The following is a 15331-nucleotide window of genomic DNA, read 5'->3' as shown; positions in this document are numbered from 1 at the left end:
GAATGACCATCGCTGCCCCACAGCGTGCTTCCGGCGGGATCAACCGGCCCGGGCTGCCCCGCGGCGATGTGCTCGCCGGCATGATGGGGCTGACCGTCTGCCTGCTCCCGTTCCTCGAACCTGCCGGCCCGGGGAACACCGCACTTGCCGATGTCGGGATGACCCTCTGCATCGGGCTCGCCCTGCTCTGGGCGGTTCGAGAGCACCTTCCCGTCAAACTGCCTTATCTGGTGGGAGTTGCGGGCCTGCTGCTCGGCGGGGCTTTCGCGGCCTACGTCGCTCAGGCGCCCGTCGGGGTGGGCCTCGTCCTCGCACAGGACGTGCTGCTGCTGGCGTGGGCTTCGGCGTTGGCGTTGGGCCGCCACAACCCGGCGATCGTGGCGGCCGTCACCCGGGCATGGTGCCGGACCGCCGCGGTCTACTCGGGCGTGATGGTGGCCTCGTACATCCTCGGCATCAATGCGCTCAGCGGCGTCTCGGGCAAGGACGGCGTGCGCGCGTCGTACACCTTCGGCGATCCGAACCTGGCCGGCAACTATCTGGTCGTCTCGCTGTTCGTGATGGCGGCGTGCAAGTGCCCACAATCCGTCGGCGTACGACGGATTGCCTATGCCCTGGTGATCACCGCGATCGGGTTCACCGGCTCCAACGGAGCCATGCTCACCCTGCTCGTCGGGCTGGTGCTCTCGGTGACCGTCACGCGGTACCGGCGGCACGGTGCGCTTGTCGGCCTGACCACGCTCGCCGCGTCAATGCTGGTGGCCGGTCTGGTCTTCGTGTTCGTGATGCCGCGAGTCGACCTGGGGCAGATCCGTGAAGCCGCGGCAGGCAGTATCCCTCTGCTCCGCGACTCCTTCGGTCGCAGCGGCAGCTCTACCAGCGAACGCGCGACGATCGTGCGGGAGGGAACCCACCTCTTCTTCCAAGGCGACGCAACCGGGTACGGGCCGGCCCGGACGAAGGCGACGCTCGCCGCGAACCAGGCGCCGTACGTGAAGGAGGCGCACAACGACTACCTCGCCACGCTGCTCGAACGCGGGCTGATCGGTGCGATCGGGCTGTTGGCGCTGGGCATCGCCATCGGTGTCCGGTGCTTCCGGCTGGTGGTCGGCAGCTTGCCTGAGGCCTATGCCGGACTGGTGCCGAGACCCTGGCTGCTGGCTGTCATCGGCCCGGTCATGGCGACCGCCGCGGGGTTCTACGAGGTGCTGCACTTCCGCCATCTCTGGACCTTGCTCGGCCTCGTCGCGGCACTGGTGTTCGTCATGCAGGACCAGCAGAAGAAGGGGGTCTCATGATTCGGCGGCTGCGGATCCCTGCGACCGGCGAACTCTTTCGGACCGTCGTGGCGAACACCTCCGCCCGGGCGTTGGCGATCCTCGGACTCACGCTGGCCACCGTGCTCGTGGCACGGACAGGCGGGCCGTCGGCTGTCGGCGAGTACGCGCTGCTGCGAATGCTCCCTGGCTTGGTCGGCGTTCTTTGTGTGCTCGGCCTGCCCGGGGCGCTGGCCTACTTCCTCGCGGCTCCGCGACGAAACCTGCCGCGGCTCTGGCCGACGCTGGCCGCCATCGGCCTCGGCGGTGCCCTGCTGGGAACCGTGGTCTGGCTGGTGGCATCACCGGTTGTCGCGCACGTGTTCTTCCCGCACGAGTCGACGCTGATGATCGCGGCGGCCGGACTCACGGTGCCGACGCAACTGTCGCTCACACTCGGCAAGACGACGCTGCAGGGACTCGAAGACCGCCGGGGCGGCGATGTGGTCATCGCCGCAGAGGAACTGGCATTCCTACCGTGCTACCTGTTGCCGCTGCTGAGCGGCATCCATGGCGTCGCGGCGATCGTGATCGGACTCGGATTGGCGGACCTCGTCGTCGCTGTCGAGGCATGGCGCCGGGCGAGTCGGTTGCTCGGCTGGCGGCGGTTCGGACTGGCCGGCAACGGCTTCGGCTGGTTCGGACGGCCGGACCGGGGACTTGCCGGGCAGGTTGCGTCGTACGGCCTGCGGGGTCAGGTCGGCGGCCTCATCACGTTGCTCAACCTCCGGCTGGACTTCGCGATTCTCGGCGCGATGGCGGGACCCGCGGTTCTCGGCAGCTACGCCGTCGCTTCGAAGTACGCGGAACTGCTCAGACTGCCCGGCAATGCCCTGACCTGGGTGTTCTACCCGCGGCTTGCGAAGCTCGGGCAGCGTGAGGCCGCGTCGACGGCCCGGCGGATGATCCGGCCAACGCTGATCGGGATCGTCCTGGCCGCGCTACCCATCGTGCTGCTGACGTCGCCGGTGATGCGGCTGCTGTACGGCGCGGAGTTCGGCCCGGCAGTAATTCCGGCACGTGTGCTGCTGGCAGGCATGTTGCTCGCCGGGGCCTCCGGAGTCGCCAGTGCATACTTCTACGGACGTGGCACTCCCGGGCTGAACTCGATCGTGCTCGGCATCGGCCTGGTGATCACCGTCGTACTCGACCTGCTACTGATCCCCGCACACGGCGCTCTGGGTGCGGCCATCGCCTCCACAGCGGCGTATCTGGCCACGGACGCGCTGCTGATCGGGTTGCTGCTGCGGCTCAGCGGACGCGCCACGCCTCGCCATGGCAGAACCGCAGTACCAGCCAGTGAGGTGTCTTCATGAGATTCGCCGCCCCGGCCCTGGCCATGCTCATCCTCATCTCGGGGTGCTCCGGCGGGTCTCCCGAGGCAAACCCGACCAATGCGTCACCGGGCACCACCAACACCGCCGTGCCCGCTCAGCCGACCGGCGGACCGACGCCGTCGTCACCTTCGGCAGCACCGGCCCCGGCTCTCTCGGGCGACCGTTATGCCGACCTGGCGAATGCGCTCCACAAGCGAGGTGTCGCCATCTGGTGGGAGACCGACCTCGTCGCGCGCTGGCTCGAAGGGCCGGCCGCGTTCGACGCGGCGATCGCGAGGCTGGGAGAGCTCGCGAAGGAGCCGGGGGTCGTCGGTTTCAAGGTCTCCGACGAGATCGGCTACAAAGACGGCCTGCAGTCGATGGCGGAAGCAGCCGAGTTCCTGAAGGCGGCCAAGACCCGGCTCGCCCAGGTTGCCCCTGGCAAGCAGTTGCTGGTGGACGCGATCGTGCCCGAGCTCGGTTGTCTGCCCTGGCGCGGGAACAACCAGCAGGGCTGCGCGCAACGCGTCCGGCTGAAGTACCCCGCGGCGACAGCGGCGGCGCTCGAGAGCTACCTGCGGGCCAAACTGATCGACCGGCTCGACCTGAGCACCGGCCTGCTCGAGGACGCTACCTACGCCAAATGGGGACTGACCAAGCGCGAGGCTCAGACCGACGCCTGGAACCGGGTGAAGGCCCAGGGGTGGCCGCAGCTCACCATCCTCCAGGCCCGGAAGGCGCTCGCCGAGCCGGACGGCTACCAGGGCGACGCGGGACAGGCGAGCGAGGACGCGGCCACCTACGTCGACGTACCAGTCGCGGCCGGGGCGCGAGCGGTCGACATCTGGACCTGGCGGCAGCAGTACCAGGGAAATGTCGTCAGCCTGCTCGGGCCGGGCCTGTCCCCCAATCCGCTGTGGTCCGAACTGGTCCGCCGCCGCGGCGAAGGCCGGCAACTCGCCACCCACATGACCCCGTCGCAGATGCCGACCGACCGCGTGGCCTTCGCCCACGAATGCGACCTGGCCGCGGCGGTCTTCTCCGCCGTCTTCGTCGCCGCGGGTACCGGCTGAACGAAGAGGAGCCCACCATGTCCCTGATCGCCCGAGCCCGCCACCGTTCTGTCGCGCCCGGCGCACCGTCCGTCGTAGGGCCGGGACGTCGCCTGCTGGACCTCGCTGTCGCGTCAGTCCTGCTGATCCTGGTGGCGCCGCTGGTCGCGGTGATCGCCGTGCTGATTCTGGTGACGAGTGGACGACCGGTGTTCTTCAGCCAGTCGCGGGTCGGCGAACACGGGCGACGGTTCACGCTCTACAAACTGCGGACCATGCGGGTGGTTGCCTCAGGCCCCGAAGTGACGGCCGCGACCGACGTCCGGATCACCACTCTCGGCGCCTTCCTGCGCCGTACTGCGATCGACGAGCTCCCCCAACTCTGGCACGTACTCCGCGGCCAGATGACGCTGGTCGGTCCACGCCCCGAGAGCGACGCCCTCGCCAGGCGTTATCCCGCGTCCTGCCAGTCGATCCTCCTGGCTCGCCCCGGGCTGACAGGTCCCGCCCAGCTCCACTATCGCGAAAGGTCCGCCGTCCCACCGCCAAGCTGGTCCGACGTCGAGTCCTACTACTTGCAGGTGCTTGTTCCGCTCCGGGTGGCCGCGGACCAGGAGTATCTCCGTCGCCCCACGCTCCGGCGGACTCTTCACTACCTCGTCCTGACCGCGCTCTTCGTCAGCGGCCTGGTAGACGTGCAACGCCCTGTTCAGTAAGCCCTTCCACCCAAGAGCGGGGCGGCCGGATCACCCGGCGGCCCCGCTCTGCACGTCTGAGTCAGACTGCTTCCTCGTAGGCCACGTCGCGTTTGACCTGCAACGGGTCGCAGCGGGCGTTGAGGCAGTCGCCGGTCGCCAAGTCGAACTCGAAGTTGTGCCCGAGGCAGCGCAGCGCCCCGTTGACGACAACCGCTGTCTCGGCCAGGTCCTCGCCGGCGTGTGGGCAGAAGCGGCTGACCTGAACCCTCTTGCCATCCACCGTGATCTCGATGGTCTCCTCGGGATCACGGGCCGCCTCGAACTCCTCCACGGCCCGCAGCGCGGCCCGGTCGGCGTGCTTGAGCAGCCCGACGAGGTAGTCGTTGTAGTGGTCGGGCCGGCGGCGTGCGGTGAAGCGGAGCGAGAGCAACAGTTCCTCCCACCGCGTGCGTCCGGACACGACACCATCGAGCCAGCGACCGTCCAGGATCAGCCGGTAGTCCGCATGGCACCCGCCGCCGTCCAGGTCGACCCGCACGCGGTCCGGGCCGATGTGAGCGTCCCAGACGCCACCGCCCGGTCCCGACACCTCGAAGCGGACGTTCATGCCGATCCGAGCCAGGAAGTACTCGGACAGCGTGCCGAGTGACTCGAAGTGGGCCTTGAACCTCTCGGGCAGACCGGGCGCGGGTGGCGGGTTCGCGGCCCAGACACCATCGATCGCTGCGCGCCGGCGATCGGCGTACTCGCGCAGGTAGCGACATCGAGCCTCCGGACCCGCAGCGAGTGAGAAGTCCTTCCACTGTGGATCTCTGGTGACCTCGAGGTTCCCGAGTTCCACCCGATCCCCGGGAAGCAGACACACGCCGGGCTGCTGGGGCAGGCGGTCCGCGAGCCAGGCGAGTGCCTCGCCCTGGTCGGGAAAGATCCCGCCCGGCCGCAGGCCGCTGTTGAGCTCGAACAGGTCGTCGTCGAGGAAGCAGGGCGGACCGGCGTACGGCATCACCAAACGCGGCTGAACCGAGCGGACCAGCCGGGTAACTGCCTTGAACTTGCCGACCCGCTTGATCGTGGAGATCCGCTCGCGCTCGACCTCGTCGTACTCGTATCGGACCGGGTGCCAGCTGGCACCCGACATCTGCGCGCCCATCAGGTCGAAGGGGCCACCGGCCTCGGCCATCGCCCGCCTGGTCTGCGCGAGCGAGATCCGCGCGTCGTTCGTGTGCAGCAGGCTCCGGCCCGCCACCTTGATCAGCACCGCCGAGTCATGGCTCATCGGACACTGCTCGGGAATCACCGTCAGCCAGTCGTCCGGATGATCGCCGAGCGGATAACGCTGCCAGGCGTCGAGAACGACTACCCGGGTCCGGCCGATCGCGCGGAGCCGACGCTGCATGATCGTCGACGGGTAGCGCGGAATCACCACCGGCACCTCCGGCGGGAGTCCTGCGATCAGGTCCAGGTCAAGGTGATCCAGGTGCTCGTGCGAGACCACGACCAGGTCCACGTCGAGCAGGTCGGGGGTGAGTAGGTGCGAGTTGTCCGGGAACGGGAACCATGCGCCGAGAAAGGCACCTCTCTGGGACAGCCAGGGATCGGCCAGTAGACGGATTCCGGGCGCGTCCAGGCGCAGACCGGCATGACCCAGCGCGGTGACCATCGGCTCACTCATATCCCAAGGCTCCCCGGCGGTCAGTGCCCGATCATCACCCGCCTGCATGAGAACGCCTACGCCGTCTAGGCCAGGTACAAACCGGCCCCCACCGATGCCGCCCAGGACAGACCTGCGATCACCAGGAGCCGGTCGCGGAAGAGTTCGTGTTCCGGGAGTTCGCCGCGGCCGGTGGAGACGAGGAAGCCGTAGCGGAGAAGGCCGGTCAGGAAGGACACGGTGAGCAGCTGGCGGAACACGTCGTCGCCGAGGTACTGGAACGCCCAGAGCCACGTAGGACAAGGAGGTTCCGACGAGCGCGACCGTAGTCCTGGTCGAGGCAGGCGGAAGGGTAAGCGGCCAGGACCGGCGGCTCCGGGCGTCCGCCGTGGCGGAACCGCGCTCGCTCGGCCCGGCACGGAAGGCGAGGATCACCAACTCCACCCGATCCCGGGCATCGAGTTTCGTCAGGAGATGTGCGACGTGTTCTTGGCAGTACCCGGCTCGATGTGCAACCGCCGCGCGATCTCCGCGGCGCCGTACGCGTCGAAGTTGCGGAGAACCACAGCCATTGCGTCACTCGTCACTGCTTGGACTTGTTGCCGGGTTTCCCCGGATGGGATTGTCCGACGACGAGGCGGATGGCGGCCATCGGAATGCGGCGGTCTTTGCAGTGCGGCTCGTCAGGGCTCATGGTCTGGACCAGTCGAGATCCGTCATGCAGTCACGCCGCCAGGTTGCAGACAACGGGTCTGCAGTCCACAGCACGTCACGGTGATCGTCCTCCGGCTCGCAGTGAGAACGAGGCGCTCTCTGGCACCCAGGTTGGCGACACCTGGGTTTTCTCGACCTGCTGGGATGCGAGCGACGGCCGGCGGTTACCGACCGCAGTTGGCGGCGGACTGCGGTCGGCGAAGCGCTGTTCGGCGCCTATCCACAGCCCCAGTTGAAGACCTCCATCCGTTGCGTGGAGAGTTCATCCTGTGACTGAAACTGCGCACCTCTTAACGCACCCTTATCAACGAGCAGAGCTGAAGCAGTATGGCAAGCGTTGCGAGACTCATTCGCGCAAACGCGCAGGTCACGAGACATTTCTGCAATCGGCGGCAACCTATGGTCAATCTCGCCTGCTAATCAGCGGGTTCGGGGTTCGCGTCCCTGGCGGCGCACCAGCACCAAGGCCCAGGCAGACATCGCAATCTGCTCCTGGGCCTTTGTGCTGTCTACGACCCTCCTACGGCCCTCTTTGCCGGACGCCCGCTCCTTGCCGAGCTTCAAGCGAGCGAACCTGCCACCGCCAACCGCCCCGCCGACCTGCGATCTGGTGCGGCACCAGCTCTAGCCTGAGCGTAACTGTGCGTCACCTCACATCGTCTCGCGTCATTCCGCCGCTCTCGGTTCCCCGCCGACTCAGCCGTTGAGCAGCCAACCATCGGGCAGGTTGGAGGCTTGAGATGGCGAGACCACCGCTGCCCGTCGGATCGTGGGGACGTCTCCAGCCGGGTCCTCGAGACCGGCAGAACGGCAAGCCGATCAAGTTCCGGGCGAAGGCAAACTTCCGCGACCACGACGGCCACGTGCGTGACGTGACCGCCTACGGCAAGACCGCCACGGCCGCCGAGAGCGCCCTGCTCAGCGGAAGAAGCGCGCTCGTGAGCGCAGCAACGATCAACAAGGCGGCCAGAAGCGACGATCGGCGCAGTCCCTCCACCCTGCACAGTGTGAGGTTGGCCGCATTGCTGCCAACCCCGCCTGACCGAGACGGACGGGCAGTGTCGAGCCTTCTCGACGCGGCTGATGGCACTGCGGGCCACCGACGACCACCTGGCAGGAGCGGGAGTTGAGGAGCCGGGTGTAGCAGCCCGCGTTGCGGCTGGAAGTCATTCCGATCGGGACAGCGTTCCTGCTTGGCGGGCGGGAGCCGGTGGCCTGCGCGATGCTGCCAAGCGGGAGCGCCCTCACCCGGTTCAGGCACCGGCCTCGAGCTCGGCGAGGTCGCGCTCCGCATAACGGTGATGCTCGGCCTCTTCCTTGAGCACCACCTTGAGGCAGCGGCGCACGACGTATTCCTGGTCGGGATACGGGTCCGCCGGCTTGCGACCACATACTCGATCGAGTTCTGCCTCGGTGAGCCCGTCGACGACACGCCGCATCGTGGCCATGCGGGCGAGCCGCGGCGCGAGCACCTCGTCGAGCGTCGGGGTGGCTTCGAGGGTGAGGCCGAGCTTCGCCGCCGCCTCGGGCGGCATCCCGCCGTAAGGGAAGCCCAACGGGTGATACGGCGCTTCCTCCTCGAGCACGGCATTGCCGAGCCAGGCATCGCCGCCGTGCAGCAGGTGTCGTTGAGTCTCGACGTACGACCACTCGCCGTTGACCTGCTCGTGCAACTTTGCCTCGGGCAACAGCCGGGCGCGGTCGAGCGTCCCCTGCCACATCCTCTCGATGGCATCCCAAACAGCCCGATAGTCGTCGGGGGACGCGGCGTCACGCGCGAGTGCCCGCGTGGGGTGCTGCCGGTCGAGCTCGGCCTCGACGTAGGCGGTCACGTCGACGTCGTTGACGACAACCCGCTCGAAGTCGCCGCCGAGGTAGACGTCGCTCCCGTAGCAGTCGACGATCTTCAGACCGCTGACCTCGCAATCGCGGATCTCGAGCCCGGCGAGCTCACTCGACCGGATGCGGGCACCACGGAACTGGTCACTCTCGGCGTACTCAGCAGACATCGAAGCAGTCTTTCGCACCCGCCCCGCCCGCGCCAAGTGGCAACAAGGTGTCAGCGCTCTGCATCAGATGCAACCCCTGTGGGTTGGCTGGCAGTCGCGGGTGTGATGAGTCGGGCCTAGACCGGAGAGGCCGGAGTCAGGCTGGCGTTGTGGTGTGCCGGCTGGCGACGTACTGGCTGTAGATGGTTGCTGATGCGCGGGCGTGTTGTTCGATCGTCTTGGTGGCGTAGCCGAATGCCTCCGCGAGGATCCAAGGAGTACAGACCGGCGACTCCCCATGCCACCACGCCACTCGGGTTCTCGACGAACGCCGAGCGCCAGCTGCCGATGACCGCCATGAAGACCCAACCGCCAAACGCGATTCCGGCCGTGGTGCGATCGCGTCGCACGAGCAGATCGAACCAGGCCCGACTCCCCCGCCACCATGGATGAAGCATCCAAATCGACGAATCTTACTCACCCGGACGTACCGGGCGTTGTTCGCATGCCTGACCTTCAGCGTGGTACGACGAAACGACCGCGCGCCGGTCGTAGCCCTCGCTCTGTCCCCCAATTCCGGTATTGCTTTACAACAGGGGTGCGGCACTCAGATCCCCTGGTTGGCGGCGTCCTCAGCAGACAAGCGTTCGAGTCGTCGGCGCAGCCGCTTGATCTCGTACACCACGGCGCCGTTCGCCAGCGCCGCGCAAGCGAGCCAGACCGCAAGTCCGTATTTGCCGGTGAGCGTGTTCAGGACAGCGCCGACCGCCAGCAGGATCGCCGCGGCTACGGTGAGAATCCGGGTCTGGCGTGCTGTTTCGATCCGGCGTCGAGCGACGCGAGCTGCAGCTGCCCGGATCTGCGGGTCGACTGGTACCGGGCCCCTAACCGCGGCCCGGTACGCGTCCAGCAGCTGTGCAGGTGGTAGATCCCCGGCCGCGACGCGCAGCTCGCGCCGTTGTCTGCAGGCGGCGAACGCCAGCGCGGCGCCGGACAACACACCGACCACGACACCAACGATCGCCGCTGCTAACCAGGAGGCTCGCGGATCGGCGTACCGAGTCACTGCGGCGAAACCGGTCCCGAGGATCAGCCCGCTGGACAGGCCGACCAACCACCCAGGAGCGGTCAGCAGATAGGTGCGCATCTCGCACATGGTGCCACGGCCGCACCGCCGCCCGCCTTCGCTGCGTACGCCAGTACTTCCACGTCACGGTTCGCCCCGTCCCGGTGATAACGGCTGATACAGCAGGGGCTGCGGAAGCCGGGTGCTCCGGTCGCTGGCCCCTAGCGGGCGGCTGGTGCCGCCGCCTGCCTACGGGGTCAGGACTACCCGCAGGGCGTGATCAGTGGGGCGGGAGACCATCCGGCGAGGTCTGCTTCATCCGGTCCGGTAGCTTCAGTCCTGCGCACGGGCCTTCAGGAAGGCCTTCTGGCGCTGAGCCCAACTGCGTTCGACAGGTCTACTTCACCGCCGGAAAGCTCCGCCCCGGCGAAGTAGACGGTGCCGCCTGAGAACTTCGCGCCGCTGAAGTTGACGCTGCCGCCTGAGCGTCCACGGCGCCCACCGAGCTCCGCTAATCCAACTGATCCCACCTGTCTCCCTGCGTTAGACCCCCGCGGTGGTAGGACCGGGGGTGGAGGGTGGTGCGGATGTGGCGATGGTTGGTGGTTGCGGCCGGGGTTGGTGTGTTAGTGGTTGGATGCGCCGGCGGGCCTAGTCAGCGGGTGCGGATCGAGTCGGACGGGACGGAGACGCTCGCCGATCAGCCGGTGCACCTTGAGGTGGTCGGTCTGCACGCCGGCGAAGAGGTCACCATCAACGCCGACGCAGCCGATCTGCAGCAGAAGCAGTGGCACTCCGAGGTCCGGGTCAAGGCGGACAACCGGGGCTTGGTGAACCTCGATGAAGCCAAGCCGGTCAGCGGCACCTACCAGGAGCCCGACGGAATGGGTCTGTTCTGGTCGATGAATCCTCCGGACGGCAATCCGGATCAGCAGCTCTACCTGCCCGAGGTCAAAGATCATCGGCCTGTCTCGACAGTCCACCTCAGCGTGACCGAGGGCGGTAAGACCCTGGCGACCACTACCGAGACCAGGCGCTGGCTCGGCGACCGCGCGACGATCCGCGCGCTCCAGGTGGCCAAGGACGGGGTGACCGGGCAGTTGTTCCTTCCCAGGCCGGACGGGAAGCGCCATCCGGCCGTGCTGCTGATCGGTGGTTCGGAGGGCGGCATGAGCCAAGCGCTGACTGCAGCCCTGCTGGCCTCCCACGGGTATCCCGCTTTGACCGTCGCCTACTTCCACGACACGGGCGTGCCGCCGACCTTGAAGAACATCCCACTCGAGTACTTCGCCTCTGCGGCCCGCCTTCTTGCGGCCCAGCCGGGCGTGGATCCAGCCCACCTGCTGATTCTCGGTCCGTCCCGCGGCGCCGAGGCTTCCCTGCTGGTGGCGGAGTACTTCCCATCGCTCGTCCACGGCGCGATCCTCTACGCGCCGACAGCCACGGTGGTGCCCGGATTCCCCGACTACACCGCCAATGCGTGGACCCTGCGCGGCAAGCCTGTCACCGACGAACTCATCCCGGTCGATCACATCAGCGGCCCGGTGCTCGCCATCGCCGGAGCCGACGACGGACTCTGGTCCTCGGCGTCCGCGGCCCCGTTGATCGTCCACGAACTCAATGCCGCGCACAACCGCTATCCTCACCGAGCCCTCGTCTATCCCGGTGCCGGCCACAACGTCGGCAGCTATCCCTACTCGCCCCAGGGCACCCACGTGTACGAGCCGCTCAGCGGCCGGCTGGCCATACTCGGTGGCACCCGCCAAGCTACCGCCACCGCCCAGGCCCAGGGCTGGCCCGAGGTCCTCGGCCTGCTGAAGTCCCTTGACTAGAAGGAGCTCGCCGAACGGCGACGCGAACGGGCAGTCCTCGCGCCCGCAGTTCGACGTCTAAGCCCCTGCGCCTGGCTCTGATCCTCGCGCTCACGTCCTCAATCTCTGGGAGGCCAAGTTCGAGGAACTGATCGCGGACGGCAAATGCTCCCCACGTCGTTGGATACCTATCGACGCGCCGTCAAGAATCACGTGCGCCCGCTCTCGGCCAGATCCGCATCGGAGAGGCGAACACCCCACGCATCGACACCATGTTCGCCAAGATCAAGCCGCCACCGAAGTCCCTCAACGAGCCTTCGAAGCTGCTCACAGCCCTCGGACTCGCATCACGACGCCGGCGTGGTCGGACGGCCACAGCCCGGTCGTCGGGTCGCGCGGGTCGCCGTCGCGGCCGGTCACCTGGCCACGGTCGGTGGTGAGCGCCTCCCCGTCCGCCGTACGGCCGAACACCATGTCGATGCGGTGCGTCCATGATCCGGGAACCGCCTCGTCCACCGTCTCGTTGAGGCCGGAGGTGTCGCCGGCGTCGAAGCCGGGCAGGTCCGCGGGCCGGCCGGAGTCCTTCCACAGGTCGGTGTAGCCGCCGGCTCCGGTGATCAGTTCGTACGGCGCCTTGTGCGGCACATGGTCGATCGGCTTGATCGAGCTGTTCGCGGGGTCGGAGTTGCAGTCGCAGACGAACACCGTGCTCCGGTTCGGCGACGTGGCCTCGGTGACCAACTCGTTGGCCTGGGCCAGCGCAATGTCGGAGCTGAACGCCTCGAGGTGCGTGTTCACGAACCGGAACCGCTGCGCGCCCGCCCGGACGTCGACCCACTGGTAGCCGCGGTCGAAGTTGAAGTCCACTCCGGCAACGCCGACCTGCAGGTTCACGTCGTAGATGTCCTGGCCCTCGTCCAACGTGGTGAGGCTGCTCGACGCGCGCATCAGGACGACGTCGCGCATCGTCAGGCGGATGTCGCGGGGGTTGCCACCGGGCCCGGCGATCGAGCCGGTGAAGCTCGGCGACTCGACATCTGCCCGGTTCGCGATGCTGGCCGCGACGTACGGCGTGCCGCGCTCGGCCAACTCGTCGAGCAGGATCTGCAGGAAGTCGTAGTCGACGGTCCCCGCGTTCGGCACGCCCACCTGATTCAGCTGCAACGGCCCGTGCCGCCACAGGGCGACCTCCTGAAGACCGATCAGGTCCGGCCGTGCATTGACGATCTCGTCGGCCAGCAGCCGTCCGCGCACGCCGAAGTCGGTGCGGTCGACGATCGCGCGGGTCACCTGGGTCGCATTCGCCAGGGCGGTGACGATCGTGAGTTGGTTTGCCCCGGGTTGCGCCGCCGCGCGGAGAGCCGCCTCGACCGGCCGGTTGATGTCCGCGCCGAGGTAGATATTGCGCGTCATCACCGTGACCGGCTTGGCCGGCGGATCCTGCGCCTGCGCCGGACCGGTCACCGCCAGGGGTCCCAGCAGCAACCCGATCGAGCACCCGATTGCCATGACCCGTCGCCTCGTCGTCGTCATCCGTCTCTCCCAAGGCTCGATGATTCCTTGCATCCTCGACCTGGGAGCACGCGTTGTCCATGACCCGTGTCCGGAGTGGCACCAGCACCGGTGCAACGTCGAGGTCAGCGGGCAGGATCAGCCCCGCCGCGACGACGAGGAGCCCAGCAAGGCTGGCGAGTTCAGTCGCTGTCCTGGCACGTCAGGGAGCTACAAGGTCTGCTGTTCCCCGAGCGCTCGCAGCTGTGATCGATCGCGCTCGTTGCTAGCTGACAGTGCTGACCGACAGCGTCGGAGTCAGATCATGTCGCCGCGTCGTCACCATCGATCGGGGTGCCGCGAAGGTAATGGGAGAACGAGGAGTCACGTTTGGGGTGCCGGTGGTAGCGCGTCGGGACGAGACGACCTTCGAGGTCGTCCGACGTGGTATCGGCGATGCGCCAGAGCCGGCGTGTGAGTTTGCCGATGACTCCCATGTGCGGCGACGATGGATGGCTACGAGTTGGTGACTTGTCCTGCTTCAGAAGGAGCTCTTCGGCCAGGGACCTGATGAGGCCCTGATCGAACTCGTCCTGGATCCGAGCCGTCACGCGATTCTCGAGTTCCTCGTGCTCTGACAGCAGCCGGATCACGACCTCCCAGACTTCGCCAAATCGAAGATGGAGGTATCGGCTGTCACCGTACTGCCGTCCCTTGAGCACGCGGAGAGATTTTTCGAGCTGTTTGATGTTGCCCAGGTAGGCGGATACGTCGTCGGCCGGCCAACTGCTGGCGTGTCTGAGGAGGAGTTCCGTCGCCGCGGCCAAATGCTGTGCCGCGTAGGCCGAGAACAAGTCGGCGTCGTGCCTGCGGTGTGTGAGCGGAGTCTCGCCACCTCGAGACTCGTCGACCAAATCGCGCAGCCTCGCATGTTCCGAGCGCATCGCGGCGTCCAACGCGGATTCAGCTGGACCTGCCTGGTGCAGCGTCCGGCTGTCTGTCATCCCTGGCCTTGCGGGGTCGACCACCAAGTTGTACTCCGAGTGCGTCCGGAGGAATCGGTCGACCGCGGGGCAGTAGTTGCTGATCTGGATGCCTTGCCTCAGCAGGTCGTCAAGAACAGCGTGGATCAACGTCGTGGCCAGACCGCGGCCACGAAGGTCAGGGCGAATCTCGGTCAACCCGAGGACTCTGCGACCCTCGAAGTCTCGGTAGTCCAGCGTGCCGACTACCGCCCCCTCGAGCCGAAGCTCGTAATAGGCCAGGTCAGAGTTCTCGACGACGAGAACTTGGCCGTCTTGGTCGTCCATCAGGATTGTCATTTGGCAGAGCTCCTTGCACGCCCAGGGTGACCGTACTGTGGTTCAGTGCCGTCAGCCGGCGAGGTTCTTACCTCGGTCCATCCAAGCGCCTGTCGCCGAGATCCAGTCCTCCAGGTCAAGTCCGTCGTCGTGGTTGTGAGGAAGTTGGGTCGCTGTCCGGGAACTTCAGGCACCTCAGTCCTGTCAACGACGTCATCCTCGGCCTAAGGTCTGGTGGTGGATCCGCAATCAGTTGGGTCCTGAGATCGCTGCCTGGACGAGTAGCCGGAGCGCTGGAATCACCTCTGCCTGAAACCATGGATTCCTGGACTGCCATCGGAAGTTCAGAGGCGAGGGGTGAACCAGTGGAATCCGCTCGGGCAAATAGTCACGGTAGGCGCGTACCGTCTCGGTCAAGGTCTGCTTGGCGGCGACCTCGAGGTAGTGCTTCTGCGCGTAGCTTCCGATGAGGATCGTCAGGCGCAGTTCTGTGAGTTGCTTCAAGATGCGCGGGTGCCACGTGGGTGCGAAGTCAGGTCGTGGGGGAAGGTCGCCATGGGCACCTTTGCCCGGGTAGTAGAAGTCCATCGGCAGCAGCGCGAGCATGTCCGGGTCGTAGAACTGCTCCTCAGTGACACCGAGCCACTGCCGTAGCTTGGTTCCGCTTGGATCATTCCAAGGGATCTGGCTATCCTGCGCGCGCTTGCCGGGTGCTTGGCCAATGATCACGATCCTGGATCGTGGCGACACGGAGTAGACAGGCTCGTACCCACGTTCGGTCGCCCAGGCATTCGCCGCGTCGTGGACTATTTCATCGTGAATCGCGGTGAGTTCGTCCACGCTCGGCCCGATCCGTTCTCTAAGCCCGGATCCACCGCGTAGCCGCCGTTGGCGGGCGTGACTGGTCGAGTCGTGGTGGGTGGTGTG

General features: G+C 67.0%; 12 protein-coding genes. 5 read left to right on the top strand and 7 right to left on the bottom strand.

The window, feature by feature from the left end; genetic code table 11:
• Positions 1–2 precede the first annotated feature (2 nt).
• Genes ACFPJ1_RS21955 through ACFPJ1_RS21940 form a run of 4 tightly spaced genes read left to right on the top strand, consistent with a single transcriptional unit; the run spans position 3 to position 4400 of the window.
• Positions 3–1298, top strand: a complete 1296-nt coding sequence (locus ACFPJ1_RS21955; protein WP_380106525.1) for an O-antigen ligase family protein — start codon at positions 3–5, stop codon at positions 1296–1298.
• Positions 1295–2632 carry an MATE family efflux transporter gene (locus ACFPJ1_RS21950; protein WP_380106523.1) on the top strand — a complete coding sequence of 446 codons (1338 nt, stop codon included), beginning with the start codon at positions 1295–1297 and terminating at the stop codon, positions 2630–2632. The genes ACFPJ1_RS21955 and ACFPJ1_RS21950 overlap by 4 nt, the downstream gene beginning before the upstream one ends.
• On the top strand, positions 2629–3705 hold the full coding sequence (locus ACFPJ1_RS21945) for a hypothetical protein (protein ID WP_380106521.1): 1077 nt from the start codon (positions 2629–2631) through the stop codon (positions 3703–3705). Before ACFPJ1_RS21950 ends, ACFPJ1_RS21945 begins: the two co-directional genes overlap by 4 nt.
• Positions 3706–3722: 17 nt before the next feature.
• Complete coding sequence (locus ACFPJ1_RS21940) at positions 3723–4400, top strand: sugar transferase (RefSeq protein WP_380106520.1); 678 nt, start codon at positions 3723–3725, stop codon at positions 4398–4400.
• Between the two features lie 61 nt (positions 4401–4461).
• On the opposite strand, the gene ACFPJ1_RS21935 is transcribed toward ACFPJ1_RS21940, so the two are convergent.
• The 4 genes from ACFPJ1_RS21935 to ACFPJ1_RS21920 form a co-directional block, all read right to left on the bottom strand.
• A complete protein-coding gene (locus tag ACFPJ1_RS21935; RefSeq protein WP_380106518.1) occupies positions 4462–6054 on the bottom strand; it encodes an MBL fold metallo-hydrolase in 1593 nt (530 codons plus the stop codon).
• Between the two features lie 65 nt (positions 6055–6119).
• Positions 6120–6293 (bottom strand): hypothetical protein, encoded by a 174-nt coding sequence (locus ACFPJ1_RS21930; RefSeq protein WP_380106517.1) that lies wholly within the window; start codon positions 6291–6293, stop codon positions 6120–6122.
• Positions 6294–8000: 1707 nt separating this feature from the next.
• Positions 8001–8756 (bottom strand): DinB family protein, encoded by a 756-nt coding sequence (locus tag ACFPJ1_RS21925; protein WP_380106515.1) that lies wholly within the window; start codon positions 8754–8756, stop codon positions 8001–8003.
• Positions 8757–9342: 586 nt separating this feature from the next.
• Positions 9343–9882 carry a hypothetical protein gene (locus ACFPJ1_RS21920; protein WP_380106514.1) on the bottom strand — a complete coding sequence of 180 codons (540 nt, stop codon included), beginning with the start codon at positions 9880–9882 and terminating at the stop codon, positions 9343–9345.
• 581 nt (positions 9883–10463) lie between these two features.
• Between ACFPJ1_RS21920 and ACFPJ1_RS21915 the strand changes: the two genes are divergently transcribed.
• Complete coding sequence (locus ACFPJ1_RS21915) at positions 10464–11633, top strand: acyl-CoA thioesterase/BAAT N-terminal domain-containing protein (protein WP_380106512.1); 1170 nt, start codon at positions 10464–10466, stop codon at positions 11631–11633.
• 306 nt (positions 11634–11939) lie between these two features.
• Here ACFPJ1_RS21915 and ACFPJ1_RS21910 read toward each other — a convergent pair whose 3' ends face one another.
• The 3 genes from ACFPJ1_RS21910 to ACFPJ1_RS21900 form a co-directional block, all read right to left on the bottom strand.
• Complete coding sequence (locus tag ACFPJ1_RS21910) at positions 11940–13145, bottom strand: hypothetical protein (protein ID WP_380106510.1); 1206 nt, start codon at positions 13143–13145, stop codon at positions 11940–11942.
• 281 nt (positions 13146–13426) lie between these two features.
• Positions 13427–14413, bottom strand: a complete 987-nt coding sequence (locus tag ACFPJ1_RS21905; protein WP_380106580.1) for a GNAT family N-acetyltransferase — start codon at positions 14411–14413, stop codon at positions 13427–13429.
• A 240-nt stretch (positions 14414–14653) separates the two neighbouring features.
• On the bottom strand, positions 14654–15331 hold a 678-nt coding region (locus ACFPJ1_RS21900), incomplete at its 5' end, for a uracil-DNA glycosylase family protein (protein WP_380106508.1).

It is taken from the genome of Kribbella qitaiheensis, assembly GCF_042657745.1.
GTDB classification, from domain to species: Bacteria; Actinomycetota; Actinomycetes; order Propionibacteriales; family Kribbellaceae; genus Kribbella; species Kribbella qitaiheensis.
The sequence above is the reverse complement of the archived record's forward strand: the minus strand, read 5'-3'. Positions and strand labels throughout refer to the sequence as shown.

What these genes read in the sequence shown, in the direction of transcription:
- ACFPJ1_RS21955 (WP_380106525.1), top strand. Translation starts at nt 3, where the DNA reads ATGACCATCGCTGCCCCACAGCGTGCTTCCGGCGGGATCAACCGGCCC.
- ACFPJ1_RS21950 (WP_380106523.1), top strand. Translation starts at nt 1,295, where the DNA reads ATGATTCGGCGGCTGCGGATCCCTGCGACCGGCGAACTCTTTCGGACC.
- ACFPJ1_RS21945 (WP_380106521.1), top strand. Translation starts at nt 2,629, where the DNA reads ATGAGATTCGCCGCCCCGGCCCTGGCCATGCTCATCCTCATCTCGGGG.
- ACFPJ1_RS21940 (WP_380106520.1), top strand. Translation starts at nt 3,723, where the DNA reads ATGTCCCTGATCGCCCGAGCCCGCCACCGTTCTGTCGCGCCCGGCGCA.
- ACFPJ1_RS21935 (WP_380106518.1), bottom strand. Translation starts at nt 6,054, where the DNA reads ATGAGTGAGCCGATGGTCACCGCGCTGGGTCATGCCGGTCTGCGCCTG.
- ACFPJ1_RS21925 (WP_380106515.1), bottom strand. Translation starts at nt 8,756, where the DNA reads ATGTCTGCTGAGTACGCCGAGAGTGACCAGTTCCGTGGTGCCCGCATC.
- ACFPJ1_RS21920 (WP_380106514.1), bottom strand. Translation starts at nt 9,882, where the DNA reads ATGCGCACCTATCTGCTGACCGCTCCTGGGTGGTTGGTCGGCCTGTCC.
- ACFPJ1_RS21910 (WP_380106510.1), bottom strand. Translation starts at nt 13,145, where the DNA reads ATGACGACGACGAGGCGACGGGTCATGGCAATCGGGTGCTCGATCGGG.
- ACFPJ1_RS21905 (WP_380106580.1), bottom strand. Translation starts at nt 14,413, where the DNA reads ATGGACGACCAAGACGGCCAAGTTCTCGTCGTCGAGAACTCTGACCTG.